This window comes from Geodermatophilus sp. SYSU D00766 (genome assembly GCF_054049915.1).
This window is the reverse complement of record NZ_JBJGYI010000030.1, coordinates 42,324-65,963: the sequence shown is the minus strand read 5'-3', so window position 1 is coordinate 65,963 and position 23,640 is coordinate 42,324. Positions and strand designations below refer to the sequence as shown.

At 78.3% G+C, this 23,640-nt stretch carries 21 protein-coding genes; 17 read left to right on the top strand and 4 right to left on the bottom strand.

Annotated elements, in window-relative coordinates; translation table 11 throughout:
• Window positions 1-631: 631 nt before the first annotated feature.
• Window positions 632-2,002, top strand: coding sequence for a hypothetical protein (locus tag ACI8AD_RS18865; protein WP_456872059.1), 1,371 nt, complete (start codon window positions 632-634; stop codon window positions 2,000-2,002).
• Between the two features lie 98 nt (window positions 2,003-2,100).
• Window positions 2,101-2,460 (top strand): single-stranded DNA-binding protein, encoded by a 360-nt coding sequence (locus tag ACI8AD_RS18860; RefSeq protein WP_456872058.1) that lies wholly within the window; start codon window positions 2,101-2,103, stop codon window positions 2,458-2,460.
• Between the two features lie 23 nt (window positions 2,461-2,483).
• Here ACI8AD_RS18860 and ACI8AD_RS18855 read toward each other — a convergent pair whose 3' ends face one another.
• Window positions 2,484-3,791, bottom strand: a complete 1,308-nt coding sequence (locus tag ACI8AD_RS18855) for a DUF1015 domain-containing protein (protein WP_456872057.1) — start codon at window positions 3,789-3,791, stop codon at window positions 2,484-2,486.
• A gap of 108 nt (window positions 3,792-3,899) precedes the next feature.
• Here ACI8AD_RS18855 and ACI8AD_RS18850 point away from each other — a divergent pair, with 108 nt between their 5' ends.
• The 7 genes from ACI8AD_RS18850 (at window position 3,900) to ACI8AD_RS18820 (ending at window position 10,584) form a co-directional block, all read left to right on the top strand.
• Window positions 3,900-4,331 (top strand): tetratricopeptide repeat protein, encoded by a 432-nt coding sequence (locus tag ACI8AD_RS18850; protein ID WP_456872056.1) that lies wholly within the window; start codon window positions 3,900-3,902, stop codon window positions 4,329-4,331.
• The gene (locus tag ACI8AD_RS18845; protein ID WP_456872055.1) at window positions 4,328-5,434 is read left to right on the top strand and encodes an HAD-IIA family hydrolase; all 1,107 of its coding nucleotides are present in this window, start codon (window positions 4,328-4,330) and stop codon (window positions 5,432-5,434) included. The genes ACI8AD_RS18850 and ACI8AD_RS18845 overlap by 4 nt, the downstream gene beginning before the upstream one ends.
• 172 nt (window positions 5,435-5,606) lie before the next feature.
• The gene (locus tag ACI8AD_RS18840) at window positions 5,607-5,882 is read left to right on the top strand and encodes a hypothetical protein (RefSeq protein ID WP_456872054.1); all 276 of its coding nucleotides are present in this window, start codon (window positions 5,607-5,609) and stop codon (window positions 5,880-5,882) included.
• Window positions 5,882-6,679 (top strand): TlyA family RNA methyltransferase, encoded by a 798-nt coding sequence (locus ACI8AD_RS18835; RefSeq protein WP_456872053.1) that lies wholly within the window; start codon window positions 5,882-5,884, stop codon window positions 6,677-6,679. The genes ACI8AD_RS18840 and ACI8AD_RS18835 overlap by 1 nt, the downstream gene beginning before the upstream one ends.
• Window positions 6,680-6,782: 103 nt before the next feature.
• Entirely contained in the window at window positions 6,783-7,841 is a 1,059-nt protein-coding gene (locus ACI8AD_RS18830) for an NAD kinase (protein WP_456872052.1), read from the top strand.
• Window positions 7,816-9,708, top strand: coding sequence for a DNA repair protein RecN (recN, locus tag ACI8AD_RS18825; protein WP_456872051.1), 1,893 nt, complete (start codon window positions 7,816-7,818; stop codon window positions 9,706-9,708). Before ACI8AD_RS18830 ends, recN begins: the two co-directional genes overlap by 26 nt.
• Window positions 9,709-9,867: 159 nt before the next feature.
• A complete protein-coding gene (locus tag ACI8AD_RS18820) occupies window positions 9,868-10,584 on the top strand; it encodes a methylase (RefSeq protein WP_456872050.1) in 717 nt (238 codons plus the stop codon).
• Window positions 10,585-10,590: 6 nt separating this feature from the next.
• On the opposite strand, the gene ACI8AD_RS18815 is transcribed toward ACI8AD_RS18820, so the two are convergent.
• A complete protein-coding gene (locus ACI8AD_RS18815; RefSeq protein ID WP_456872049.1) occupies window positions 10,591-11,295 on the bottom strand; it encodes a hypothetical protein in 705 nt (234 codons plus the stop codon).
• Between the two features lie 52 nt (window positions 11,296-11,347).
• Window positions 11,348-11,971, bottom strand: coding sequence for a TetR/AcrR family transcriptional regulator (locus tag ACI8AD_RS18810; protein WP_456872048.1), 624 nt, complete (start codon window positions 11,969-11,971; stop codon window positions 11,348-11,350).
• Between the two features lie 479 nt (window positions 11,972-12,450).
• Between ACI8AD_RS18810 and steA the strand changes: the two genes are divergently transcribed.
• The 8 genes from steA to ACI8AD_RS18770 are packed head-to-tail and all read left to right on the top strand — an operon-like array spanning window position 12,451 to window position 22,806.
• Window positions 12,451-13,587, top strand: a complete 1,137-nt coding sequence (steA, locus tag ACI8AD_RS18805; protein WP_456872047.1) for a putative cytokinetic ring protein SteA — start codon at window positions 12,451-12,453, stop codon at window positions 13,585-13,587.
• Window positions 13,584-14,537: a copper transporter gene (locus tag ACI8AD_RS18800; RefSeq protein ID WP_456872046.1), complete on the top strand. Its 954-nt coding sequence runs from the start codon at window positions 13,584-13,586 to the stop codon at window positions 14,535-14,537. Before steA ends, ACI8AD_RS18800 begins: the two co-directional genes overlap by 4 nt.
• Window positions 14,534-15,352: a hypothetical protein gene (locus ACI8AD_RS18795; protein ID WP_456872045.1), complete on the top strand. Its 819-nt coding sequence runs from the start codon at window positions 14,534-14,536 to the stop codon at window positions 15,350-15,352. The genes ACI8AD_RS18800 and ACI8AD_RS18795 overlap by 4 nt, the downstream gene beginning before the upstream one ends.
• 17 nt (window positions 15,353-15,369) lie before the next feature.
• The gene (murJ, locus tag ACI8AD_RS18790) at window positions 15,370-16,989 is read left to right on the top strand and encodes a murein biosynthesis integral membrane protein MurJ (protein ID WP_456872044.1); all 1,620 of its coding nucleotides are present in this window, start codon (window positions 15,370-15,372) and stop codon (window positions 16,987-16,989) included.
• Window positions 16,982-18,130 carry a glycosyltransferase family 4 protein gene (locus ACI8AD_RS18785; protein ID WP_456872043.1) on the top strand — a complete coding sequence of 383 codons (1,149 nt, stop codon included), beginning with the start codon at window positions 16,982-16,984 and terminating at the stop codon, window positions 18,128-18,130. The genes murJ and ACI8AD_RS18785 overlap by 8 nt, the downstream gene beginning before the upstream one ends.
• Complete coding sequence (locus ACI8AD_RS18780) at window positions 18,127-20,490, top strand: hypothetical protein (protein ID WP_456872042.1); 2,364 nt, start codon at window positions 18,127-18,129, stop codon at window positions 20,488-20,490. Before ACI8AD_RS18785 ends, ACI8AD_RS18780 begins: the two co-directional genes overlap by 4 nt.
• The gene (locus ACI8AD_RS18775; RefSeq protein ID WP_456872041.1) at window positions 20,483-22,204 is read left to right on the top strand and encodes a CTP synthase; all 1,722 of its coding nucleotides are present in this window, start codon (window positions 20,483-20,485) and stop codon (window positions 22,202-22,204) included. Before ACI8AD_RS18780 ends, ACI8AD_RS18775 begins: the two co-directional genes overlap by 8 nt.
• A gap of 2 nt (window positions 22,205-22,206) precedes the next feature.
• Window positions 22,207-22,806, top strand: a complete 600-nt coding sequence (locus ACI8AD_RS18770; RefSeq protein WP_456872040.1) for an NUDIX domain-containing protein — start codon at window positions 22,207-22,209, stop codon at window positions 22,804-22,806.
• A gap of 97 nt (window positions 22,807-22,903) precedes the next feature.
• On the opposite strand, the gene ACI8AD_RS18765 is transcribed toward ACI8AD_RS18770, so the two are convergent.
• On the bottom strand, window positions 22,904-23,593 hold the full coding sequence (locus ACI8AD_RS18765; RefSeq protein ID WP_456872039.1) for a hypothetical protein: 690 nt from the start codon (window positions 23,591-23,593) through the stop codon (window positions 22,904-22,906).
• Between the last annotated feature and the right edge of the window lie 47 nt (window positions 23,594-23,640).

Sequence of the window (23,640 nt, the reverse complement as noted above, 5' to 3'; positions counted from 1 at the left end):
ACACGGGGTGGGAGAGTAGGACACCGCCGGACAACCATTCACGAGGACGGGAGTCGGAGCCGATGGGCTCCGACTCCCGTCCTCGCCCATTTCTGCACCTTTCTCGTGGCGCTCCCAGGAGTGCTGCCCGTAGCGCCGAGGTACTCAGGACGACATGACTTCTCCCCGACGAGGGTCCGCCGGGCGCGGCCGCGACGACGGCCGCGGTGGCCGGGGCCAGGCCGGTGCGGGCCGGGACGACCGGCAGGGACGCCCTATGGGTGGACGCGACGCCGGGGCGGAGCGTCGAGGTGGAGTGTCCGGTGGGCCGCGTCGCGGGACCTCCGACAACCCCCGGACCGCGGGGGACCGTGCGGGCCGGCAGGGTGGGCGCGGCTCGGGCGGCGACTGGTCCCCGCGCGGCGGGCAGAGCAGCCGCTCCGGCGACCGGCGTCCGGGAGAGCGCTCGGGCGGCCCGGTGGCCGGGAGGACGTCCGGCGGCGACCGGCGGGACCGCCGTCCCGTCGGCGACCGCGATCGCGACGACCGGCAGGACCGCCGGACGACCGGTGACCGCCCCACGGGCGACTGGCGCGACCGGCGTCCGGCCGCGGACCGGTCGTCGGGCTCCTGGCAGGACCGGCGCAGCGGGATGGGACGTCCAGGTGCCGCCGCGGATCGGCGCCCGCCGGCGGGCGAGGAGCGGGGGCGGCGGAGCGAGGCGGTCGCCGGCGATCGCCGGGACCGGCGTCCTGCGGGCGATGCCGCGCGCAGCAACCGGTCCTGGGAGGGGAGCGCGCGGCCGCGCCGTCGGGACGAGTCCGCCGCCCGCCCGGAGTGGCGGGAGCGCCGGCCACAGGCCGACCGGTCCGCACCCGACCCGACCGGAGAGCGGACCGGGTGGCGTGGCCGCCCGGACAGCGGCGGAGCACGTCCGCAGCAGCGCGGCGGCCCCGCCGACCGCGCGGGCGGCCGCAGCTGGCGCGACCGTCGTCCCACCGACGACCGTCGTCCCACCGACGACCGTCGTCCCCGGCCTGACCGGGACCGCACGCCGCCGGTCGCGCCCGGGCCGGACCTCCCCGACTGGGCCGACGCGCGGGAACTCGACCCTGCGATCCGTGCCTCCCTGCGCGGTCTCGACTCCCGCAACGCCGAGAAGGTCGCCCGCCACCTGGTCGTCGCCGGCACGCTGGTCGACGACGACCCGGAACTCGCACTGAGCCACGCCCGAGCGGCCCGCGACCGCGCCTCGCGCATCGCCGTCGTCCGGGAGGCGGTGGGCGTGGCCGCCTACCACGCCGGCGACTACGCCGAGGCGTCGCGCGAGCTGCGCGCCTACCGGCGGATGAGCGGCGACGAGGGGTACCGCGCCGTCCTCGCCGACTGCGAGCGCGCGCTGGGACGGCCCGAGGTCGCGCTGCGGCTGGTCCGGGAGGCACTGGCCCACCAACCCGACCGGGCCGAGACCGTCGAGCTCCGGCTCGTCGAGGCCGGCGCCCGTCAGGACCTCGGGGAGACCGCGGCCGCGCGGCTGGTCCTGGAGGGTGCGCTGGGGGGCCGGCCGGTGCCCACCGGCGTCGACCTGGCCGACGAGGGCACGCGCCGGATCGCCTCCGCCTACGCCGACCTCCTCGCCGCCGGCGAGGACCCGGCTGCCGGCGCCTGGCGGGAGGCCGTGGACGCCGCCGCACCCGACGAGGACGAGGACGTCGCCTTCGGCGAGGAGGAGCTGCCGTTGCCGGAGGCGGGCACCGCCGACGAGACGGCCACCGGCGCCGCCCAGCGGCCGGGGGACAGGGCGGCCGACACCGGCGACGACACCGGTGAGGGCGACACCGGCGCCGACGGGGAGGACACCGTCCCCGCCGACGTCGAGGACGTCGAGGACGTCGAGGACGTCGAGGACGTCGAGGACGTCGAGGACGTCGAGGACGTCGACTTCGACGAGGACGTCGAGCGCGAGGTCGCCGAGCTGCTCGGTGAGGTCGACCCGCCGGCGGAGGACCAGCCCGGGCACTGACCCCCGACAGTTCCCGCGGCGTCGTCCACACCGCCCGCCCCGTCCACAGGGTCGGGCGTGGTGGCCGCCGGGGAGTCCCCGGGCAGCACGCTGCCGTCATGAGCGTGGCTGTCATCGACCGGAACGACGTCGTGCTCCGCGGGCGCCTCTCGGCTCCCGCGGAGCACCGGACCCTCCCCAGCGGGGACCCGCTGGTCACCTTCCGGCTCGTCGTGCGCCGACCCGAGCCCCGGGCCCGCGGCTCGTCGGTCGACGTGCTGACCTGCATCACCTACGACCGGGGCCTGCAGCGGCGGATGGCCGCCTGGGAGGCCGGCGACGTCGTCGAGGTCGAGGGGGCGCTGCAGCGGCGGTTCTGGCGCACCGGCCAGGGCACGGTGTCGGTGTGCGAGGTCAACTGCCGGCGGGGCCGCAAGGTGCCGCGGTCGGCGGGCTCGGGGACGGTGCGGACGGCATGACGGGTCCGCTGCGGCGGCCGCCCTCAGTCGGCGTGCGGGCGCAGCACCAGCCCGGTGCGCGGCTTGGGCACGAACAGCGTCGACTTGCGCGGCATCCGGGCTCCGGCCCGGGCCACCGCGGCGACGTCGGCGGGCGAGGGCGGCCGCAGCAGCACGGCCACACCCGCCCGCGCGCCGGCCAGCCGCACCGCCTCGGCGACGTCGTGGGCCACGAGCACCGAGCCCGGGTCGTCGGGCCGGCCCCACAGCCCGCCCAGCAGGCCGGTCGTGGCGAGGACGACGTCGAGGGAACGCCACGACGGAGGCGCCTCGGCCGGCACGGTCGCGCGCACCTCGGGTGTCGGGTCGGACAGGGAGAGCAGCTGCCGGCCGTCGGTGAGCAGCAGGCCGCCGTCGAGGGTCGCGAGGAGCGGCCGCGCGGTGACGGCCACCGCGGCCGGGTCCGGGTCGACGGGCACGTCGGTCACCGTGAACCCGCGCGCGGCGGCGTCCCGGGCGTCCTGCAGGGTCAGGTCCGGCACCACGCGGTGGATCGGCTCGACCCGCAGGCCGCCGGCGCCCATGGGGGTCAGCAGCGCCAGCACCTGGCAATTGCCGGTCGCGTGGGTGCGGTGCAGCGCCTGCGCGGCGGCGAAGCGGTGGTGCCCGTCGGCGATCACCGCACCGGTGCGGGCCAGCGCCGCCTGCAGCCGGTCCAGGACCGCCGCGTCGGTCACCCGCCACAGCCGGTGGGCGACCCCGTCGTCGTCGACCACCTCGAGGTCGGGCGGGCCGCCGCCGGCCGCCGCGGTCAGCGCGGCCACCTCCGGCTCGGGGTCGTGGGCCAGCACGATGGGCTCGAGGTCGGTGGCCGTCGCCGCGAGCAGCGCCCGGCGGCCCTCGACGGCGGCCGGGAAGGTGTCCTCGTGCGGGAGCACCGCCCGGCCGCCCACGGCCACCCCGCCCAGCCAGCCGACCGTGGGCTCGCCGTCGGCGGGCCGCATCTCGTAGCGCCACATCGCCGGGCGCTCGTCGCGGACGAGCACCCCGGACCGCTCCCACGCGTGCAGGGCCCCGGCCGCCCGGGCGGCGACGTCCCCGGCCGCCGCGGGGCCGGTGGCGCCGGCGGTGCCCGCGCCGGACGTGCCGCCCGGGAGGATGAGGCGGACGATGTTGTGCGGGTCGGCGGCAGCCAGCCGTTCCGCGCCGTCGGGGGTCACCAGGTCGTACGCTGGCGAGCTCACCCGGGCCAGGTGCTCCGGGTCCCGGTGCCGGTAGGTGAGGGCCCGGAAGGGCCGGACGTCGAGTCCCGTCGCGACGTGTGGCGGGGAGCCCAGCGGCGACGAGTGCACGACGGGATCGTAGGAGCCGTCCGTCCCGGGCCGCCGCGGCGTCCGGTCCCCGGGCCCGCACGGGCACCGGGCGGGGTAGGCGGACCGCGGGAGGACGGGAGGACGTCGGTGGGGACAGCAGGAGGCGCGGGACGGGCGGCGCCCGACGGGCACGGGCCCGAGGGCGGCGTCTACGAGTGGTACCGCCGGGGTCTGGACCTGCTCAGCAACGGCGACCCCGCGGCCGCGGCCACCCTGCTCACCCGGGCCGCGGAGGCCGAGCCCGGCTCCCGCAGCGTCCTGGAGGCGCTGGCCCGCGCGCAGTACGACGCCGGGCGCTACGGGGAGGCCGTCGACAGCTTCGGTGAGCTCGCGGCGGGGAACCCGACCGATGACTACGCCCACTTCGGGCTCGGGCTGGCCGCCAGCCGCGCCGGCGACCTCGACCTGGCCGCCGAGCACCTGGCCCTGGCCGTCGCCATGCGCCCGGACCTGCCGCACTACGCACGGGCTCTGCGCGGCGTCCGCGCCCGGCGGGCCTCCGGGCCCGGCGCGGCGTGAGCGCCGCACCGGGCGGTGCCGGCGCGGGCGGCCTGGCCGCCGGCAGCCCCCGCCCGCCCGCCGCGCTGTTCGACGTCGCGCTGCTCGACCTCGACGGGGTCGTCTACGTCGGACCCGACGCGGTGCCCGGCGTCCCCGCCGCGCTCGCCGCGGCGCGGGAGGCGGGCATGCGCCTGGGCTTCGTCACGAACAACGCCTCGCGCACGCCGGAGGAGGTGGCCCGGCACCTCGAGGAGCTGGGGGTCCCGGCCACCGCCGACGAGGTGATCACCAGCTCGCAGGCGGCCGCCTCGGTCGTCGCCGCGACGCTCGGTACCGGTGCCCGGGTGCTGCCGGTCGGCGGCCCCGGGGTCGCGGCCGCGCTGCGGGCGGCCGGGCTGACCGTCGTCGAGCGGGCCGAGGACGACCCGGCCGCCGTGGTGCAGGGCTACGGGCGGGAGGTCGGCTGGGCCCAGCTGGCCGAGGCGGTCGTCGCCGTCCGGCGCGGGGCGCGGCACGTGGCCACCAACGCCGACGCCACCATCCCCTCCCCGCGCGGGCCGCTGCCCGGCAACGGGGCGATGGTGGCCGTGGTCGCCGGCGTCACGGGGGCCGAGCCGGTGGTCACCGGCAAACCCGACCCGGCGATGCACGCCGAGTGCGTCCGCCGCACCGGGGCGCGGCGCCCGCTCGTCGTCGGCGACCGGCTCGACACCGACATCGAGGGCAGCCACCGCGCCGGCGCGGCCAGCCTGCTGGTGCTCAGCGGCGTCACCGACCCCGGGACGCTGCTGGCTGCGCAGCCCGACCACCGCCCCGACCTGCTCGCCCCCGACGCCGGCGGCCTGCTGGTGCCGCACCCGCCCGTCGTCACCGAGGAGGGCGGCTGGCGCTGCGGCGGCTGGCTGGCGGCCGCCGACGGCGGGGCGGCGCTCGTGCTGCGCACCGTCCCGGACGCCGCCGGCCGTGGCGACGCCCCTGGTCCCGACGACGGGCTCGACGGGCTGCGCGCCCTGTGCGTGGCGTCCTGGTCACGACCGGGCGGCCCGGCCGGGGCCGAGCTGCGGGCCGGTGACGAGGCGGCCCGCCGCGCACTCACCGACTGGGACCTGGTGCGGTCGTGAGCACGGCGCACGCGGCGGCCGGGGGAGCGCCGCCGGTCCGGTCCGCGGGACCGTCGCCGTCGGTGGCGGCCGGTAGTCTCGCGGGCCGGGATCACCACCGGTCCCCGTCCCGGGCCCGTCGTCCGCACGCCCGCCGTCACGCCTCTCACGCCCCGTCCGGAAGGTCCCTGCCATGACCGAGCCGATCCGGCCGCGACCGGTTCCGGGCCCGCCGCGGCCCGGCCCCGCCGCCGCGGGCGCCGCCGGTCCGGAGAGCACGGTCCCGGAGGGCGCGACCCCGGGGAGCACGGTGCCGGGGAGCGCGGCCCCGGACGGCGCCGGCCCGGGCAGCGCCACAGCGGCCGCGCTGGCCGGCCTCGACCAGCGCCCGGTCGCCGAGCACGTGGCCGTCTTCGAGGCCGAGCACGACCGGCTCAGGCGCGAACTCGCGACGATCGACCAGCTCTGATGCCGCGCCGCAGCCGACTCGACGCCGAGCTCGTGCGGCGGGGCCTGGCCCGCTCCCGCGAGCACGCCGTCGAGCTGATCCACGAGGGCCGGGTCGCGGTCGCCGGGCAGGCCGCCACCAAGCCGGCCACCGCGGTCGACCCGGCCACGCCCGTCGTCGTGCGCACCGACCCCGACGAGCAGCGCTGGGTGTCCCGCGGCGCGCACAAGCTGATCGGCGCGCTCGACGCCTTCGGTGTCGCCGTCGAGGGCCGCCGGGCGCTGGACGCCGGCGCCTCCACCGGCGGCTTCACCGAGGTGCTGCTGTCCCGCGGCGCCCGGGAGGTGGTCGCCGTCGACGTCGGCTACGGGGAGCTGGCCTGGTCGCTGCGCACCGACGAGCGGGTGCGGGTGCTCGAGCGCACCAACGTCCGCAGCCTGGCGCTAGAGGACGTGGGCGGGCCGGTCGACCTGGTCGTGGCCGACCTGTCGTTCATCTCGCTGCGGCTGGTGCTGCCCGCGCTCACCGCGTGCGCCACCGCGGAGGCCGACCTGCTGCCGATGGTCAAGCCGCAGTTCGAGGTCGGCCGCGAGCGGCTGGGCTCCGGCGGCGTCGTCCGGGACCGCGCCGCCCGCGCCGACGCCGTGCTCGCGGTCGCTGGGGCCGCCGCCGACCTCGGCTGGGGGACCGCCGGGGTGGTGGCCAGCCCGCTGCCCGGCCCGGCGGGCAACGTCGAGTTCTTCCTCTGGCTGCGCCGCGACGCGGGGCGCCCCGAGGAGGCCGACGTCGTGCGCGCCGTCGAGGAGGGGCCGCGGTGACCGCACGGGCGCACCGGCGCGTCTCAGGGGACGCTGGGAGGAGACGGGCGGGCGAGGCAGCCCGCGGCGACGGGGACCGCACGGTCCCGGGCGGGGAGGACCGATGAGCGAGGCCGGCCAGGGCGAGTGGCGTCCCGGCGGTGGCCGGCACGTGCTGCTGGCCGTGCACACCGGGCGCGAGGACATCGTCGAGCTCGCGCGCAGCTCCGCGGCGCGGCTGGAGCGCGCCGGGATCACCGTGCGCCTGCTGGAGGACGAGGCCGACGACCTGGGCATCCCCGGCGCCGACGTCGTCCCGGCCGACGCCGAGGCCGCCCGGGGCGCGGAGATCGTCATGGTCTTCGGCGGCGACGGCACCTTCCTGCGCGCCGCCGAGCTGGCCCGCTACAGCCATGCCGCGCTCATGGGCGTCAACCTCGGCCGCGTCGGCTTCCTCGCCGAGACCGAGCCCGAGGCGGTCGAGGAGACCCTCACCGCGATCGAGCGCTGCGACTACTCGGTGGAGAAGCGGCTGGCCGTGGAGATCGACGTCCTCGACGCCACCGGCGCCGTCGTCGCCGGCACCTGGGCGCTCAACGAGGTGTCCGTGGAGAAGGCGCAGCGCTCGCGCGTGCTCGACGTCGTCATCTCCGTCGACGGCCGGCCGCTGACCAGCTTCGGCTGCGACGGCGTGCTGTTCGCCACCCCGACCGGTTCGACGGCCTACGCGTTCTCCGCCGGCGGCCCGGTGGTGTGGCCCGACGTCGAGGCGCTGCTGCTGGTGCCGTCCAACGCGCACGCCCTCTTCTCGCGCCCGCTGGTCACCTCGCCGGACGCGGTGCTGTCGGTCGCCGTCCCGCCCGACGGCAACCGCGCGCGCGTGTCGGCCGACGGCCGCCGCGCGTTCGACGTCCCCGTCGGGGGCCGGGTCGACGTGCGGCGCGCCGAGCGGCCGGTGCGCATCGCCCGCGTGCACCCGTCCACCTTCGGCGACCGGCTGGGAGCGAAGTTCGGCCTGCCGGTGCACGGGTTCCGCGACGCCCGCCGGCACGACCCGGGCCACGAGCTGCGCAGCTCGCGCAACGTGCTCCTGCGCGACGTGGTCACGCTGCCCCCCTCGGCCAACGGCGCCCCGGCGACCGGAGAGGAGGTGCGCGGTGGCACCCCGGACCCCGACGCGTGAGCGGGCCGGCCGGGCCCGGCGCCCCCGGTCCGGCGAGGCCGACCCGCCCGGCACCGCGGTCGCCGAGGAGGTCTCCGCGGACGCGGTCCCGGACGCCCGCGCCGACGGCGCGCCCACCGCGCGCGCCCGGCACGACCTCGGCCGGCTCACCGAGCTGCGCATCCGCGGCCTGGGCGCCATCGACGACGTCACCCTCGAGCTCGGCCGCGGCCTGACCGTGGTCACCGGCGAGACCGGCGCCGGCAAGACGATGGTGGTCACCGGCCTGACGCTGCTCTTCGGCGGCCGCGCCGACCCCGGACGGGTGCGCGCCACCGGCCGGGCCGGCGTCGAGGGCCGGCTGGAGCTGCCCGCGGACTCCCCGGTGTGGGAGCGGGCCGCCGAGGCCGGCGCCGAGCCCGACGAGGACGGCTCGCTGATCCTGGCCCGCACCGTCAACGCCGAGGGCCGCTCCCGCGCCCACCTGGGCGGGCGCAGCGTCCCCGTCGGGGTCGTCTCGGAGCTGGCCGATGGGCTGTTGGCCGTGCACGGGCAGAGCGACCAGCTGCGGCTGTCGCGCCCGGCCGAGCAGCGGGCGGCTCTCGACCGCTACGCCGGCCCGGCACACCTGGAGCTACTGATGACCTACCGCGCCGCCCACGCCCACTGGCGGGAGCTGGCCGCCGACCTCGACCGCCGCCGCGGCCAGGCCCGCGAGCTCGCCCAGGCCGCCGACGTGCTGCGGCACGGGCTGGAGGAGATCGAGGCCCTGGCGCCCGAGCCCGGCGAGGACGAGGCCCTCGACGCGCAGGCCAAGCGGCTCGGCGACGCCGACGCCCTGCGGGCCGCCGTCGACGAGGCCCGGATGGCGCTGGTCGGCGACGTCACCGGCGACCTGGGCGCCGAGGGGCTGCCACAGGACGCCACCGCCGCGCTGGCCGTCGCCGAGCGCGCCCTGGCCGGCACCGACGACCCCGCGCTGGTCCTGCTCGCCCGCGACCTCGCCGACGCCGTCGCCGTCGTCTCCGACGTCAGCGTCCAGCTCGCCGGGTACGTCGCCGACCTCGACGCCGACCCCGCGCGGCTGGCCGAGGTCCTCGACCGGCGGGCGGCGATCACCGCGCTGGTGCGCAAGTACGCCGACCCGGGGGAGGGCCTGGCCGGCGTGCTCGCCTGGGCCGAGGAGGCCCGGCAGAAGCTGTCCGCGCTCGACGTCTCCGACGAGGCGCTCGAGGCCCTCGCCGCCGCCCGCGACACCGCCCGCGCCGAGGTCGACGACCTCGCCGCCCGCGTGTCCGCCGGCCGCCGCGCCGCCGCCGACGGGTTCGCCGCCGAGGTCGGCCGCGAGCTGGCCGGCCTGGCGATGAAGAGCGCCCGGGTGTCGTTCTCCATCGACAGCCACCCCGACCAGCCCGGCCCCGACGGCGTCGACGAGGTCGCGCTGCTCATGGCCGCCCACCCCGGCGCCCCGCCCCGGCCGGTGCACCGCGGCGCGTCCGGCGGTGAGCTGTCCCGGGTCATGCTCGCCATCGAGGTGGTCTTCGCCGGCGCCGACCCGGTGCCGGTGATGGTCTTCGACGAGGTCGACGCCGGCGTCGGCGGGCAGGCCGCCGGCGAGATCGGCCGCCGGCTGGCCCGGCTGGCCGGCGACCACCAGGTCGTCGTCGTCACCCACCTCGCGCAGGTGGCCGCCTTCGCCGACACCCACCTGGTCGTGGACAAGTCGCCGGACACCGCGGCCGGGGTCACCGCCACCGACATCCGCGCCGTCGACGGCGAGGACCGGGTGCGCGAGCTGGCCCGGATGCTCTCCGGGCTCACCGACAGCGACACCGGCCAGGCGCACGCCCGGGAGCTGCTGGCGGTCGCGGCCGCGGCCCGCGGCTGACCGTCGCCCGCCGACGGGGGACCGGCGCCGGACCACCCGGTCGTGCGCCACCCGGTGGCGGGAGGCAGGACTGTCCGGCCCCGCGCGCGGGTAGGCCCCGGACGTGCGCCCACCCGTCCCTGCCGTCACCACCGCCGCGAGCCCCGCCGGGGACGTCCGGTGAGCTGCTTCAGCTCCGCCGACGAGTCCGCGCACTACGGCTTCTCCGTCTGCATGCTGCTGCAGCAGTACCGCGAGCAGCTGGGCTGGGAGTCCGTCCCGGTGGTGGAGCTCGGCACCGGGGACGCCTCGGCGATCGCCGACGTCGTCGCGGGCCTGCCCGGGCTGCGCGTCCGCAGCTCCGACATCAGCGCCGACTCGGTGGAGCAGGCCCGGGCCAACACCGCCCGGCGCGGCGTGGCCGACCGCTACACCGTCGAGCTCGGGAACTTCTTCGACCGGGCCGACGCGGCCGGCGGCGAGCCGGTGACCACCGCGATCGCCAACCCGCCCTACATCCCCGCGCCCGACCGCGACATCCTCATGCCCGAGCTGTGGGGCGGCGTGCGCGGCAACGACCTGACGCTGCAGCTGCTCAAGGCCGGCTACGAGAACGTGGTCACCGCCGTCGCCAGCTACGCCGACCCGGTCACCACCGTCTCCACCGCCACCGACCTCGGCTACCGGGTGGCCAACTTCCTCGCCATGGGCCTGGACTTCGGCCCCTACAGCAGCGAGCCGAAGGTGCGCGCGCAGATCCGCCGGATCGTCGAGGAGGGCCGCGGCTGGGCCGGCGACGACGAGTACATGGTCGCCGTCGCGCTGTTCACCCGGGACCCGGCGATCCCCGGCGACCGCGCCGACCAGCTGCTGCGGGCGCTGCAGCTGCCGGCCTGAGGGCCCTCACCCCAGGGGCACGCACAGCGCCGCGGGGTCGTCGGCGCACCCGCCGGCGGCCACGGTCACCTCGTCCCACGGGCCGGTCGCGTTCGACCCGGCCTCGTTGCGCAGCCCCCACACCCGCAGCACCAGGTCGTCGGTCGGGGCCCCGTCGCGGGCCACGACCCAGACGGTGACGGTGGTGACGCTGCCGGTCCCGCTGCCCACGCCGAAGCCGTCGGTCACCGGCGACGGGCCGTCCTGGCACCAGCGCGTCCCCGGCGCGGAAGACCCGACCAGGACGGCGGTACCGGCGCGCGGCGGCCCGCCGTCGGCGGCGGTCAGCGCGACGTCGGCGGCCAGCCCCGCCATCCCCGCCGTCGAGGTGTCGGTGAAGGTCAGCTCGACGGCCAGCGTGCGCACCGAGCCGTCGTCGGGCAGGTCGCAGTCCTCGGCGACCGGGCCCGGCAGCGGGGGCAGGCCGACCGACACCGGGGTGCGCACGACGCCGACCGTGCCGGAGTAGGCGGTGCCGCCCGAGACGTCGGCCAGCGTCGCGCCTGCCACCGGCGCCGGGGTCACCGGCGCGATCGGCGGGGGAGAGCCCTCGAACCGCGGCACGGCCACCGGGTCGCCGGCCGGGTCGTCGGCGTCGACCAGCCAGGCGCAGCCGGGCAGCACCCCGGTCAGGGCGAGGCAGAGGACGGCGGCGGGCCGGCGGGGACGCACGCCGCGCACCCTGGCAGAGCGCCCGGCCGGACGCGAGCACCCGCCGGACGTGTCAGCAGCGCCGCTTGGCGTACCCGGCCAGCCCGAACTGCAGCAGCGACAGCCCCCGGCGGCCGGCCGCGCGCAGCTCGGCGGCCAGCTCGGGACCGGTCACCCCCGCCAGCACCCGGTCGCGGGCCAGCTCGAGCAGCCGCCCGTAGAGCGCGGTGACCGCCGACGCGGTGAGCTCGGGCTCCACCGCGCCGTCGGGGGCCCCGGTCTCCTCGCGGATCTGCGCGGCCAGCGCGGCGGTGATCTCCCCGAGGATCTCCCGCTCGCGCACCTGCAGCGTGCGCGAGCCGCGCACCACCCGGGCCATCACCGCCACGCCCTCGGCGGCCTCCGGGTCCCCCAGCGACGCCATCGCCGCGACGAGGAACGTCCCGGCCGCCGCGGCCGCCGACTCCCCGGCCGGCCGCTCGGCGACGGCCCGCAGCAGCGCCGCGCGCACCGGTGGGTCGGTGGAGAGCACCAGGCCCTCCTTGACCGGGAAGTGGTTGAACACCGTCTTCTCGACCACGCCGGCGCGCTGGGCGATCTCCACGACGCTGACCGCGTCGAAGCCGCGCTCGGCGAACAGCGCCGCCGCGACCTCGACGATGCGGTCGCGGGTCTCCAGCCGCCGCCGCTCGCGCACCCCCGAGCCGCGCCGCTGCCGCCGCCGGGCGGCCCGCCCGGCCGGCGGTCCGTCGGGACCCGCCGGCGGTTGGGCGGGGGCCGCGCGCTCGCCGGCCGGTGCGGCAGGGGGCCCGGACAGGGGCTCGGACGGGGGCTCGGGGCGCGTCCCCGGGACCGCCCGGATGACCGGGGCGGGGGCCGGTGCCGGCGCGTGCTCCGGCACCCCGTCGGCGGCGCCGGGGCCGGTCGCCGGGAAGCTGGCAGCTGGAGCCCCACGTGTCACGACGACGACGCTAGACAGCGATACCGGACACTCCGAGGGTGCTGGTGGGGCGCGCGCGCCGGGCGTGTCGCGCTCACCGTGGTGTCGGACACCCTGCGTGACCAGGCGGTCGCCGAAGCGCGTCGGAGGGCGGCCCCCACAGGCGTGCGTGGGAGCATGCGGGAATGCGCATCGGCACCCTGCGACGGAGCCGGGCCCAGGAGGCGGCACCCGGGGTGAGCGGCACCGTCCGGCTGGACCGTCGCACGAAGAACCTCACCAAGCGCCTGCGGCCCGGGGACATCGCCGTCATCGACCACGTCGACATCGACCGCGTCAGCGCCGACTCCCTGGTCGCCGCCAAGGTCGGCGCCGTGGTCAACGCCGCCCCCAGCATCTCCGGCCGCTACCCGAACCTGGGGCCGGAGATCCTCACCGCCGCGGGCATCCCGCTGGTCGACGGCGTCGGCAAGGACGTGCTCGGCGCCCTCAAGGAGGGCGCGCAGGTCCGCGTCGAGGGCGACACCCTCTACGGCCCCGACGGCGCCCCCGTCGCGAAGGGCACCGAGCAGACGCCGGACACCGTCGCCGCGGCGATGGCCGAGGCCCGGGCGGGGCTGTCCACGCAGCTGGAGGCCTTCGCCACCAACACGATGGAGTACATGAAGCGCGAGCGCGCGCTGCTCCTCGACGGCGTCGGCGTGCCCGACGTGCGCACGACGATCGAGGGCCGGCACGTGCTCGTCGTCGTCCGCGGGTACGACTACAAGGAGGACCTGCAGGCGCTGCGGTCCTACATCCGCGACTACCGGCCGGTGCTCGTCGGCGTCGACGGCGGCGCCGACGCGCTGGTGGAGGCCGGCTACTCCCCGGACATGATCATCGGCGACATGGACTCGGTCAGCGACCACGTCCTCAAGAGCGGCGCCGAGGTCGTGGTGCACGCCTACGCCGACGGCCGCGCCCCCGGGCTCAAGCGCGTGCAGGACCTCGGCGTCGACGCCATCACCTTCCCGGCCGCGGCGACCAGCGAGGACATCGCGATGCTGTTGGCCGACGAGAAGGGCGCCAAGCTCATCGTCGCCGTGGGCACCCACGCCACGCTCGTGGAGTTCCTCGACAAGGGCCGCGGCGGCATGGCCTCGACCTTCCTCACCCGGCTGCGGCTGGGCGGCAAGCTCGTCGACGCCAAGGGCGTGAGCCGGCTCTACCGCAGCCGCATCTCCACCGGGGCGCTCGTCGTCCTGGTGCTGGCGGCGCTGCTGGCCATCGTCGCCGCCCTGGCCGTCACCACCGCCGGGCGGATCTACCTCGACCTGCTGGTCGACCAGTGGGACAGCTTCGTGTTCTGGTTGGAGAACCTCTTCTCGTGATCGACTTCCGCTACCACCTGGTCTCTCTGATCGCGGTGTTCCTCGCGATCGCCCTGGGGCTGGTGATCGGCGCGACCCAGCTGTCGGGGCCGGTGCTGGACAACCTGCGGGGGCAGGTCAGCTCGCTGCAGGAGGACAAGCGCGCGCTGGAGGACACCACCCAGACGCTGCAGACCCAGGTCGACGCCGACGACGCCTTCGAGTCCGCGGTCGCACCCGCGCTGGTGCAGGGCACGCTCACCGGCCGCAGCGTGCTCCTGGTGCTCGCCTCCGAGGACGTCGCCACCGAGACCGTCGAGGAGGTGACCGCGCTGGTCACCGAGGCCGGCGGCACGATCGCCGGGCAGCTCACCCTCACCCCGGAGTACAGCGACCCGGCCAGCGAGTCGGCGCTGCAGAGCTACGTGACCACCCCGGCCGGCCGGCCCGCCGGCGTCGCGCTGCCCGAGACCGACGACACCGGCCAGCTCGTCGGCGCGCTGCTGGGCCAGACCCTCGTGGTCCCGGCCGCCGGCGCCCCGGTGCCCGACACCGCCGCCGTCTCCACCGTCCTGGCCGGGCTCACCGCGCTCGACGTGCTCTCCCAGGACTCGGACTCGGTCACCCCGGCCGACCACGCCGTCGTCCTCACCACCGGCGCCTTCGACGGCGAGGACGCCGCCGACCGCACCGACACGCTGGTGGACCTGGTCACCGCCCTCGACGCCGCGGGCTCGGGCGCCGTGGTGGCCGGCGACGCCGCCTCCGCCGGGGAGAACGGCCTCGTGGGCGCAGTCCGCGACGACCCCGGGACCGCCGCCGCCGTCTCCACCGTGGACAACGTGACCAGCCCCTCGGGCCGGATCAGCACCGTGCTGGCGCTGGGCCGCGAGCGCGAGGGCACCTCCGGCGCGTACGGCACCGGGGAGGGCACCCAGCCGGTCCCGCCGCTGCCGGCCGCCACCCCGTGAGCCCGCACCCGGCGCTGCTCGTGGCGGCCGGGGCGGCGGCGGCCCGCGCCGGACTCGCGGCGGCCGCCGCCGTGGACGCCCGCCCGGCCGGGGCGCCGTGGCGGCGCACCAACTACGCCGGCCGGCCGGTGACCCTGCTCGGCGGGCCCGCGCTGGCCGCCGCCGCCACCGCCGGGGCGGTCCTCGGCGCCCCGGCCGGCACCCGCGGCGCGGCCGCCGTCGCCGGGGCGGTGTCCGGGCTGGTGGGCGGCTACGACGACCTGGCCGGCGCCCGGCCCGAGCAGGCCCGCGACAAGGGGCTGGCCGGGCACCTGCGGGCGCTGCGCGCCGGGCGGGTGTCGGCCGGCGCGGTCAAGGTCGCCGGCATCGGCGCTGCGGCGGCCGTCGCCGCGCTCGCCACGCGCCGCGGCCCGGCCGACGCCGTCCTCACCACCGGCCTGGTCGCCGGCACCGCCAACCTGGTCAACCTGCTCGACCTGCGCCCGGGCCGGGCGGCGAAGGCCGCCGCCGTCGCCGCGGCCGCCGGGCTGCGCGGTCCCGCCGGCGGCCTGGTCGCCGGCCCGCTGGGCGCGGCGCTGGCGGTGCTGCCGGCCGACCTCGGCGAGCGGGTCATGCTCGGCGACGCCGGCGCCAACGCCGTCGGCGCGCTGCTCGGGCTGCGGGCCGCCGCCGTCCCCTCCCGCCCCGTGCGCGCCGGCCTGCTGGCCGCGGTCACCGCGCTGACGCTGGCCAGCGAGCGGATCAGCTTCACCCGGGTGATCGAGGCCACCCCGGGCCTGCGCGAGCTCGACCGGCTCGGCCGCCGCCCGGCGTGACCGCGGCAGGGCCGACCGTGTCGGGACGCCGGGTGGCCGAGGGCGTGGCCGGCGCCGCCGCGCTCATCGCCGTCCTCACCGTGCTGGCCCGCCTGGCCGGGTTCGGCCGCACGCTGGTGTTCACCAACGCCGTCGGCGCCGACAGCACCGGCGACGTCTACACCGCGGCCAACACCGTCCCCAACATCGTCTTCGAGGTCGTCGCCGGGGGAGCGCTGGCCTCCCTGGTGGTCCCGATGCTCGCCGGCGGCATCGCCACCGGCGACCGCGAGCAGGTGCGCCGCACCGCCTCGGCGCTGCTGGGCTGGACCCTGCTGCTGCTCGTGCCGCTCGCCGCGCTGGTCGCCGTCCTGGCCGAGCCGATCGCGCGGCTGCTGCTCGGCGGTGGCTCCGAGGCCGAGGTGGCCCTCGGCGCCCGGTTCCTGCTGGTCTTCGCCCCGCAGGTGGTGCTGTACGGGCTGGGCATCGTGCTCACCGGTGTGCTGCAGGCGCACCGCCGCTTCGCCGCGCCGGCGATCGCGCCGCTGCTGTCCAGCGTCGTCGTCGCCGGCACCTACGGGCTGTTCGCGCTGCTCGGCGGCGCCCGGGACGTCGCGGCGCTGTCGACGCCGGCCGAGCTCGTCCTCGCGGTCGGGACGACGCTCGGCGTGGCCGCGCTGACCCTGCCGCTGCTGGTGCCGCTGCGCCGGCTGCACCTGGGGCTGCGCCCGTCGCTGCGGTTCCCGGTGGGCGCCGCGCCGCGGGTGCGGCGGCTCGCCCTGGCGGGCGTGCTCACCCTCGCCGGGCAGCAGCTGGTGGCCGCTGTCGCGATCCGGCTGGCCAGCGGCGGGCCCGACGGCACCCAGGTGGCCTACACCGCCGGGCTGACGCTGTTCCTCGTGCCGTGGGCCGCGGTCGCGGTGCCGCTGGCCACCTCGGCCTACCCGCTGCTGGCCGAGCGGGCCGGCACCGGCGACGAGGCCGGCTACCGGCGCGCGCTGGCCCCGGTCACCACGCTGGTGCTGGTGGCCTCGCTGGGCGCCGCCGCCGTGCTCGCCGCCGTCGCCGGGCCCATGGCGCGGGTGTTCCTCCTCGGCGGCAGCACCGGCGACGTCGCCGCGCTGCGCGACACGATCCTCGGCTTCGCGCCGGGCCTGGCCGGCTACGGGCTGGTCGCGGTGCTCACCCGCGCCCTCTACGCCCGCGGCCTGTGGAAGGCGCCCACGGCCTGCGTGCTCGGCGGGTGGCTGCTGGCGGTCGCCGCCGACGTCGGGCTGGCGCGCGCCCTCCCGCCCGCGGACCGGGCACTGGCGCTGGCCGCCGGGCACAGCCTCGGGGTGACCGTCGCCGGGCTGGCGCTGCTCGCGGTCACCGCCCGGGCCGCCCCCGGCGGGCTGGCGGGGCTGGCCCGCTGCGGCCTGCCCGCGCTGCTGGCCGCCGCCGCCGGTGCCGCCGCGGGGCTGCTCACCGCCCGGGCGCTGGGCGCCGACCCGGTCCCGGCCGGCTCGCTGCCCGGCGCGGTCGGCGCCGGGCTGCTGGCCGCCGCGGCCGTGACCGCGGTGGCGGCGGCGGTCATGATGGTCACGGCGCGCCGGCCCCTGCTCGCGGCGGTGCGCGCGTTGCGGACGCCCGGGGGGACGGAGGTGCACGGTGGCTGAGCGGGAGCTGGCCGGCCGCCGCCTCGCCGAGGTGCTGGCCACCAGCACCGGCGGCGTGGGCACCCACCTGCGCTCGGTGCTGCCCGCGCTCGCCGACGCCGGCGCCGCGGTCACCGTCTGCGGCCCGGCGGCCACCGACGCGCTGTTCGGGTTCTCCGCGGCCGCCCGGTTCACCCCGGTCGAGATCTCCGCCGGGCTCGACCCGGTCGCCGACACCCGCGCCGTCCTCTCCCTGCGCCGTGTGCTCGACGGTGCACTGTCCGGCGCCGACCTGGTGCACGCCCACGGGCTGCGCGCCGGGCTGGTCGCCGCCGCCGCGGTGCGCGTCGCGGGCGGGGCCCGCCGGCCGCTGGTGGTCACGCTGCACAACGCGCTGCCCGACCGCACCGGCCCGCTGCGGCGGCTCCTGGCGCAGGCCGAGCGGGCCACCGTCCGCGCCGCCGACGTCGTGCTGGCCGCCTCGGCCGACCTCGCCGCCAACGCCCGGCGCCTCGGCGCCCGCGACGTCCGGGTCGCGCCGGTGGCGGCGCCCGCGCTGCCGCCGGCGACCCGCTCCCGCGCCGAGGTGCGCGCCGGGATCGGCCTGGCCGACGGGCGGCCCCTGGTGCTCGCCGTGGGCCGGCTGCACCCGCAGAAGGGCTACGACGTCCTCCTCGACGCCGCCGCCACCTGGGCCGCGCGTCCCGACCCGCCGCTGGTCGCCGTCGCCGGGGACGGCCCGCTGCACGCCGAGCTGACCGGGCGGATCCGCGCCGGCCGGCTGCCGGTCACCCTGCTCGGCCGCCGCGACGACGTAGCCGACCTGCTCGCCGCCGCCGACCTCGTGGTGCTGCCCTCCCGCTGGGAGGCGCGCTCGCTCACCGCCCAGGAGGCGCTGCGCGCCGGTGTGCCCCTGGTCGCCACCCGCACCGGCGGGCTGCCCGACCTGCTCGGCGACGGGGCGCGGCTGGTCCCGCCCGGTGACGCCGCCGCGCTCGCCGACGCCGTCACCGGCCTGCTCGCCGGCCCCGGAGCCGCCGCCGCCCTCGCCGCCGCCGGCCGGGAGCAGGCCGCGGGCTGGCCCGACGAGGCGGCCACCGCGCGCACGCTGGTCGCCGTCTACCGGGAGCTGCTGGGACCGCCGGGGACCGGCGCGGCATGAGGCGCGCCGCCGTCCTGCTGGGGACGCTGCTGACCCTGCTCGTGGCCGGGCTGCCCGGCGCGGCGGCCGCCGCCGAGGACTGGTCGGCCGACCGGGTGCTCGTCGTCGGCGTCCCCGGGCTGGTGTGGAGCGACCTCGACCCCGCGACCACGCCGGCGCTGTGGGAGCTGGCCGACACGTCCCCGATCGGCGCGGTGTCGGTCCGCGCGGCGCGCTCGACCACCTGCCTGCTCGACGGCTGGGCCACCCTGGGCGCGGGCAACCGGGCCCGCTTCCCCGCGCCCGACGAGGCCGCGCCGCCGGTGCCGCTGCCCACGGTCCCGCTGCCGGGCGAGGACGCCGGCGCGGGCGCCACCCCGTCGCAGGCGCCGGTGCCCGCCGGGCCGCCGGTCAGCCCGGCGCTGTCGCACTGCGGCCTGCAGGAGCGGCTGGCGCAGGTCGGGCTGGCCGATCCGCTGACCGCCGTCCGCGCCGTCGCCGAGGACCCCGCCACCGCCCGCTTCGGTGCCGAGCCCGGCGCGCTCGGCACCGCCGTGGGCTGCGCGACCGTCGTCGGCCGGGCCGCCGCGCTGGCCGTCGCCGCCCCCGGCGTCGGGCTGACCCGCGAGGAGGCGCTGCCCGCCGACCCCGCTGCCGTCGCCGGCCTGCTCGAGCCCTGCCCGCTGACGTTGGTCTCCCTCGACGGGCTGGTCGACGCCGGCGTGCCCGCCCCGGAGGGCAGCGAGACCGGCACCGAGCCGGCCTCCCGCGCGGCGGCCGTGGCGGAGGTCGACGACGCCGTCGCGCGGTTGCGCGCCGCGGTGGCCACGCTGCCCGGGGAGACGCTGCTGCTGGTGCAGGGCGTCTCGGAGGTCAACGACGGCCGCCCGCAGCTGCACGTGGGCATCGCCTCCGGGCCGGGCTTCACCGGTCCGGGCTGGCTCACCTCAGCCAGCACCGGCCGGGCGCCGTTCACCCAGCTCATCGACGTCGCTCCCACCGTGCTGCGGGCGCTGGGCGCCGAGCGGCCCATCTCGGTGAACGGGCAGCCGCTGACGGTCACCGGCGGCCGGCCGCCCACCGCCGAGGCGGTCGCGGCCCTGGAGCGGGCCAACACCGCGGCGGTCACCCACCACCGCAGCACCGGCACGTTCTTCGTCGCCCTGGTGGCCGTGGACGCCGCCGTCGTCGTCCTCGGGCTGCTCGTCCTCGGCCTGCGCCGCGGCGCGCGCGCCCCGCTGGCCCGGCTGCGGCCGCTGCTGGAGGTCGCCGCGCTCGCCGCCGCGTCGCTGCCGGTGGCCACCCACCTGGCCGGGCTGCTGCCGTGGGAGCGGGCCGGGTCCCCGCGCTGGGCGCTGGCGGGGTCGGTGCTGCTGGCCGCCGCGGCGGTGACGGCGGTGGCGCTGCTGGGGCCCTGGGCGCGGGGGACCGGGCGACGGCGCAGGCTCGGCCCGCCGCTGGCCGTCCTCGGGATCACCGTCGCGACGCTGGTCGGCGACGTGCTGGCCGGGTCGCCGCTGGAGCTCGACGGACTGCTCGGCTACGACGCGATCGTCGCCGGTCGCTTCACCGGCTACGGCAACCTCGGCTCCGGCCTGCTCGCCGCCGCCGCGCTGGTCGCCACCGCGGTCGTGGCGACGGCGGCCGGCCGGCGCGCGGGAGCCGGGCGCGACGACGGCGGACGGCGGCAGCGGCGCGTCACCGGCGCCGTCGTGCTGGCCGCCGGGGCGCTCACCGTGGTGCTGGTGGGCGCGCCGGGCCTGGGCCGCGACTTCGGCGGCGTGCTGGCGACCCTGCCGGGCTTCCTGCTGCTGGCGATGCTGCTCACCGGGGTGCGGGTGACGCTGGTCCGGCTGGCCGCGGTGCTCGCCGCGGGCGTGGTCGCCGTCGGCACGCTGGCGGTCCTGGACTGGACGCGGCCGGCCGACGAGCGCAGCCACCTGGGCCGGTTCGTCGAGCAGCTGCTCACCGGCGAGGCGTGGACGGTGGTCAGCCGCAAGGCGCAGGCCAACCTCGACATCCTGCTGGGCAGCGCCCTGGCGTGGGTGCTGCCCGTGGCGCTGGTGGCGGTGCTGTGGCTGGTCCGCGGCCGGCGGCCGCGCGGGTACGGGCTGCTGCGCGACGGCGGCTCGGGCCTGGCGCCGGCCGATGCCGCGGTGCTGCGGTCCGGGCTGCTCGCCGCCGCCCTGAGCCTGGCCCTGGGCGCCGCGGTCAACGACTCCGGGGTGGCGCTCCCGGCGACCGCCGCGACGCTGCTGGTGCCGCTGCTGGTGGCGCTGGCCGCGACGTCCCCGGCGGGCGGCGAGGTGTCCGGCGGCACCCGGGGGGATCTGGCCGATCGTGTTACGGTGGGTTCCCGTGGGTCGACCTGGAATGCGTGATCGCGGGCTCCTCCACAACTCCCAGCCGACGAAGTTCGTCTTCGTCACCGGCGGAGTTGTCTCCTCTCTGGGCAAGGGCCTGACGGCCAGTTCCCTCGGCGCGCTGCTGTCCGCCCGCGGCCTGCGGGTGACCATGCAGAAGCTGGACCCCTACCTCAACGTCGACCCCGGGACGATGAACCCGTTCCAGCACGGGGAGGTGTTCGTCACCGAGGACGGTGCCGAGACCGACCTCGACGTCGGCCACTACGAGCGGTTCCTCGACACCGACCTCGGCGCGCGGTCGAATGTGACGACCGGGCAGGTGTACTCCGACGTCATCGCCAAGGAGCGGCGCGGGGAGTACCTCGGGGACACCGTGCAGGTGATCCCGCACATCACCAACGAGATCAAGGCGCGCATCCTCGCGGCCGCCGAGGTCGACGGCGAGGACGGCGAGGACTCCGCCGACGTCGTCATCACCGAGATCGGCGGCACGGTCGGTGACATCGAGTCGCTGCCCTTCCTCGAGGCCGCCCGGCAGGTGCGCCACGAGATCGGCCGTGACAACTGCTTCTTCCTGCACATCTCGCTGGTGCCCTACATCGCGCCGTCGGGGGAGCTGAAGACCAAGCCGACGCAGCACTCGGTGGCGGCGCTGCGCAACATCGGCATCCAGCCCGACGCGCTGGTGTGCCGCGCCGACCGCGAGATCGCCACCGGCCTCAAGCGCAAGATCAGCCTGATGTGCGACGTCGACGCCGAGGGCGTCATCTCCTGCCCCGACGCGCCGTCGATCTACGACATCCCCAAGGTGCTGCACCGCGAGGGTCTCGACGCCTACGTCGTCCGCCGGCTGGGCCTGCCCTTCCGCGACGTCGACTGGACGGTGTGGGGCGACCTGCTCGACCGGGTGCACCGCCCGAAGCAGACGGTGACGATCGCGCTGGTCGGCAAGTACGTCGACCTGCCCGACGCCTACCTGTCGGTGACCGAGGCGCTGCGCGCCGGCGGGTTCGCCCACCGCAGCCGGGTGCAGATCCGCTGGGTGCCCTCCGACGACTGCCAGACCCCCGAGGGGGCGGCCGCGGCGCTGTCCGACGTCGACGGCGTGTGCATCCCCGGCGGGTTCGGCGTGCGCGGCATCGAGGGCAAGCTCGGCGCCATCCGCTACAGCCGCACCAACGGCATCCCGACGCTGGGCCTGTGCCTGGGCCTGCAGTGCATGGTCATCGAGTACGCCCGCAACATGGCCGGCCTCGAGCACGCCAACTCCGCGGAGTTCGACCCCGACACCCCCGACGCGGTCATCGCCACCATGGCCGACCAGCTCGACGTCGTCGCCGGCGAGCGGGACCTCGGCGGCACCATGCGGCTGGGCAGCTACCCGGCGCACCTGCAGAAGGGGTCGGTGGCCGCGGCCGCCTACGGCTCGACCGAGGTCACCGAGCGGCACCGGCACCGCTACGAGGTCGCCAACGCCTACCGCGACCGGCTCACCGAGGCCGGCTTCGTGTTCAGCGGCACCTCGCCCGACGGCCACCTGGTCGAGTTCGCCGAGCTGCCGCGCGAGGTGCACCCGTTCTTCGTCGGCACCCAGGCCCACCCCGAGCTCAAGAGCCGCCCCACCCGGCCGCACCCGCTGTTCGCCGCCTTCGTGCAGGCGGCCGTCGACCGCGCGGAGTCCGCGCGGCTGCCGGTGCCCGACCTCGAGGCCGAGAAGGTCGGGATCTGACCGTGGGCGAGCCGGCCGCCGGCGGCGGGTACCGGGTGCTGGGCACCGAGACGGTCTACGAGGGCCGGGTCATCCGCCTGGTCCGCGACACCGTCGCCATGCCCGGCGGCGGGGACAGCGTCCGCGAGGTGGTCCGCCACCCCGGCGCCGTCGCCGTCGTCGCCCTCGACGACGAGGGCCGGGTCGTCCTGCTGCGGCAGTACCGGCACCCGGTGGGCGGCTACCTGTGGGAGCTGCCCGCCGGCCTGCGCGACGCCGCCGGCGAGCAGCCGCTGGCCACGGCGCAGCGGGAGCTGGCCGAGGAGGTGCGCCTGGCCGCCGACCGGTGGTCGCTGCTGACGACCACGTACAGCACCCCGGGCTTCTGCGACGAGCTGGTGCTGGTCTACCTGGCCGAGGGCCTCACCGACGTCGACCTGCCCGAGGGCTTCACCACCGAGCACGAGGAGCTCGACATGACCGTCGAGCGGGTGCCGCTGGCCGACGCGGTGCAGCGGGTGTTCGACGGGTCGATCCGCAACGCCGCCGCCGTCATCGGCCTGCTCGCCGCCGCGCAGCACCGCGCGGCGGGGACGACGCTGCGCCCCGTCGACGCGCAGTAGGACCCGTCCCGCGTCGCACGAGATCGGCGGTCTCGTGGCCATCGGCGGCTGATCGCCACGAGACCGGCGATCTCGCGGGGGTGGAACGCCGCCGGGGTCAGCCGACGACGACCGGGCTCGACCAGCCCACCTGCACGTACTCGACCACCTGCGTGTCGGCGTCGAGCAGCGCCTCCTCGAGCCAGAACACGTAGGGCACGCCCGGGGTCAGCCCGCCGAGCACCGTGCTGACCTCGCCGCAGTCCGCGCGCTGGGCGACGTCGACCCGCGGCGGCGCCGGCTGCCCGCCGGGCGTCAGCGCCTGGCTGACGGCGGTGACCCGGTAGCCCCGGACGTCGTCGCGGCCGTCGGCCTGCCAGCTCACCGTCGCCGACCCCGCGCCGGGCACCACGCCGGGCGTGACCTGGCGCGGGTTGCCGTAGCCGCCGCACTCGGCCGGCGGCGGCGTGACCTGCAGCGGCTGACCGCGGGGCACCACCGGCGTCGGCAGCTCCACCTGCAGCCGGCGCGGCGGCGCCGTCACGGGGAGCTCGGCCACCGGTGCGGGGGCGACGGTGGCCGGCGCGACCGGGTCGGCCGGCGTGGCGGGAGCGGGCGGGTCGGCGGGCGCGGCAGCGCGGACCGGCGCCGCCGAGGCGGTCACCCGCGCGGCGAGCTCGGTGGCCGGGGCCGACAGCGCCACCAGGCCCACGGCCGCGGCCGCGGTCAGGCGGACCGCGACCCCGCCTGCCGACGGGCCGCCGCGCCGCCGGCGGGACCCCGACGGCCGTCGTCTCGCTCGTCCCACGGACACCTCCCGGCTCGGGAGGGACATCGGCACCGGGGACGGCGGAC

Bases quoted from the DNA above. Each gene is read 5' to 3' on its own strand.
- ACI8AD_RS18865 (WP_456872059.1), top strand. From the start codon at position 632: ATGGGACGTCCAGGTGCCGCCGCGGATCGGCGCCCGCCGGCGGGCGAG.
- ACI8AD_RS18860 (WP_456872058.1), top strand. From the start codon at position 2,101: ATGAGCGTGGCTGTCATCGACCGGAACGACGTCGTGCTCCGCGGGCGC.
- ACI8AD_RS18840 (WP_456872054.1), top strand. From the start codon at position 5,607: ATGACCGAGCCGATCCGGCCGCGACCGGTTCCGGGCCCGCCGCGGCCC.
- ACI8AD_RS18835 (WP_456872053.1), top strand. From the start codon at position 5,882: ATGCCGCGCCGCAGCCGACTCGACGCCGAGCTCGTGCGGCGGGGCCTG.
- ACI8AD_RS18830 (WP_456872052.1), top strand. From the start codon at position 6,783: ATGAGCGAGGCCGGCCAGGGCGAGTGGCGTCCCGGCGGTGGCCGGCAC.
- ACI8AD_RS18780 (WP_456872042.1), top strand. From the start codon at position 18,127: ATGAGGCGCGCCGCCGTCCTGCTGGGGACGCTGCTGACCCTGCTCGTG.
- ACI8AD_RS18775 (WP_456872041.1), top strand. From the start codon at position 20,483: ATGCGTGATCGCGGGCTCCTCCACAACTCCCAGCCGACGAAGTTCGTC.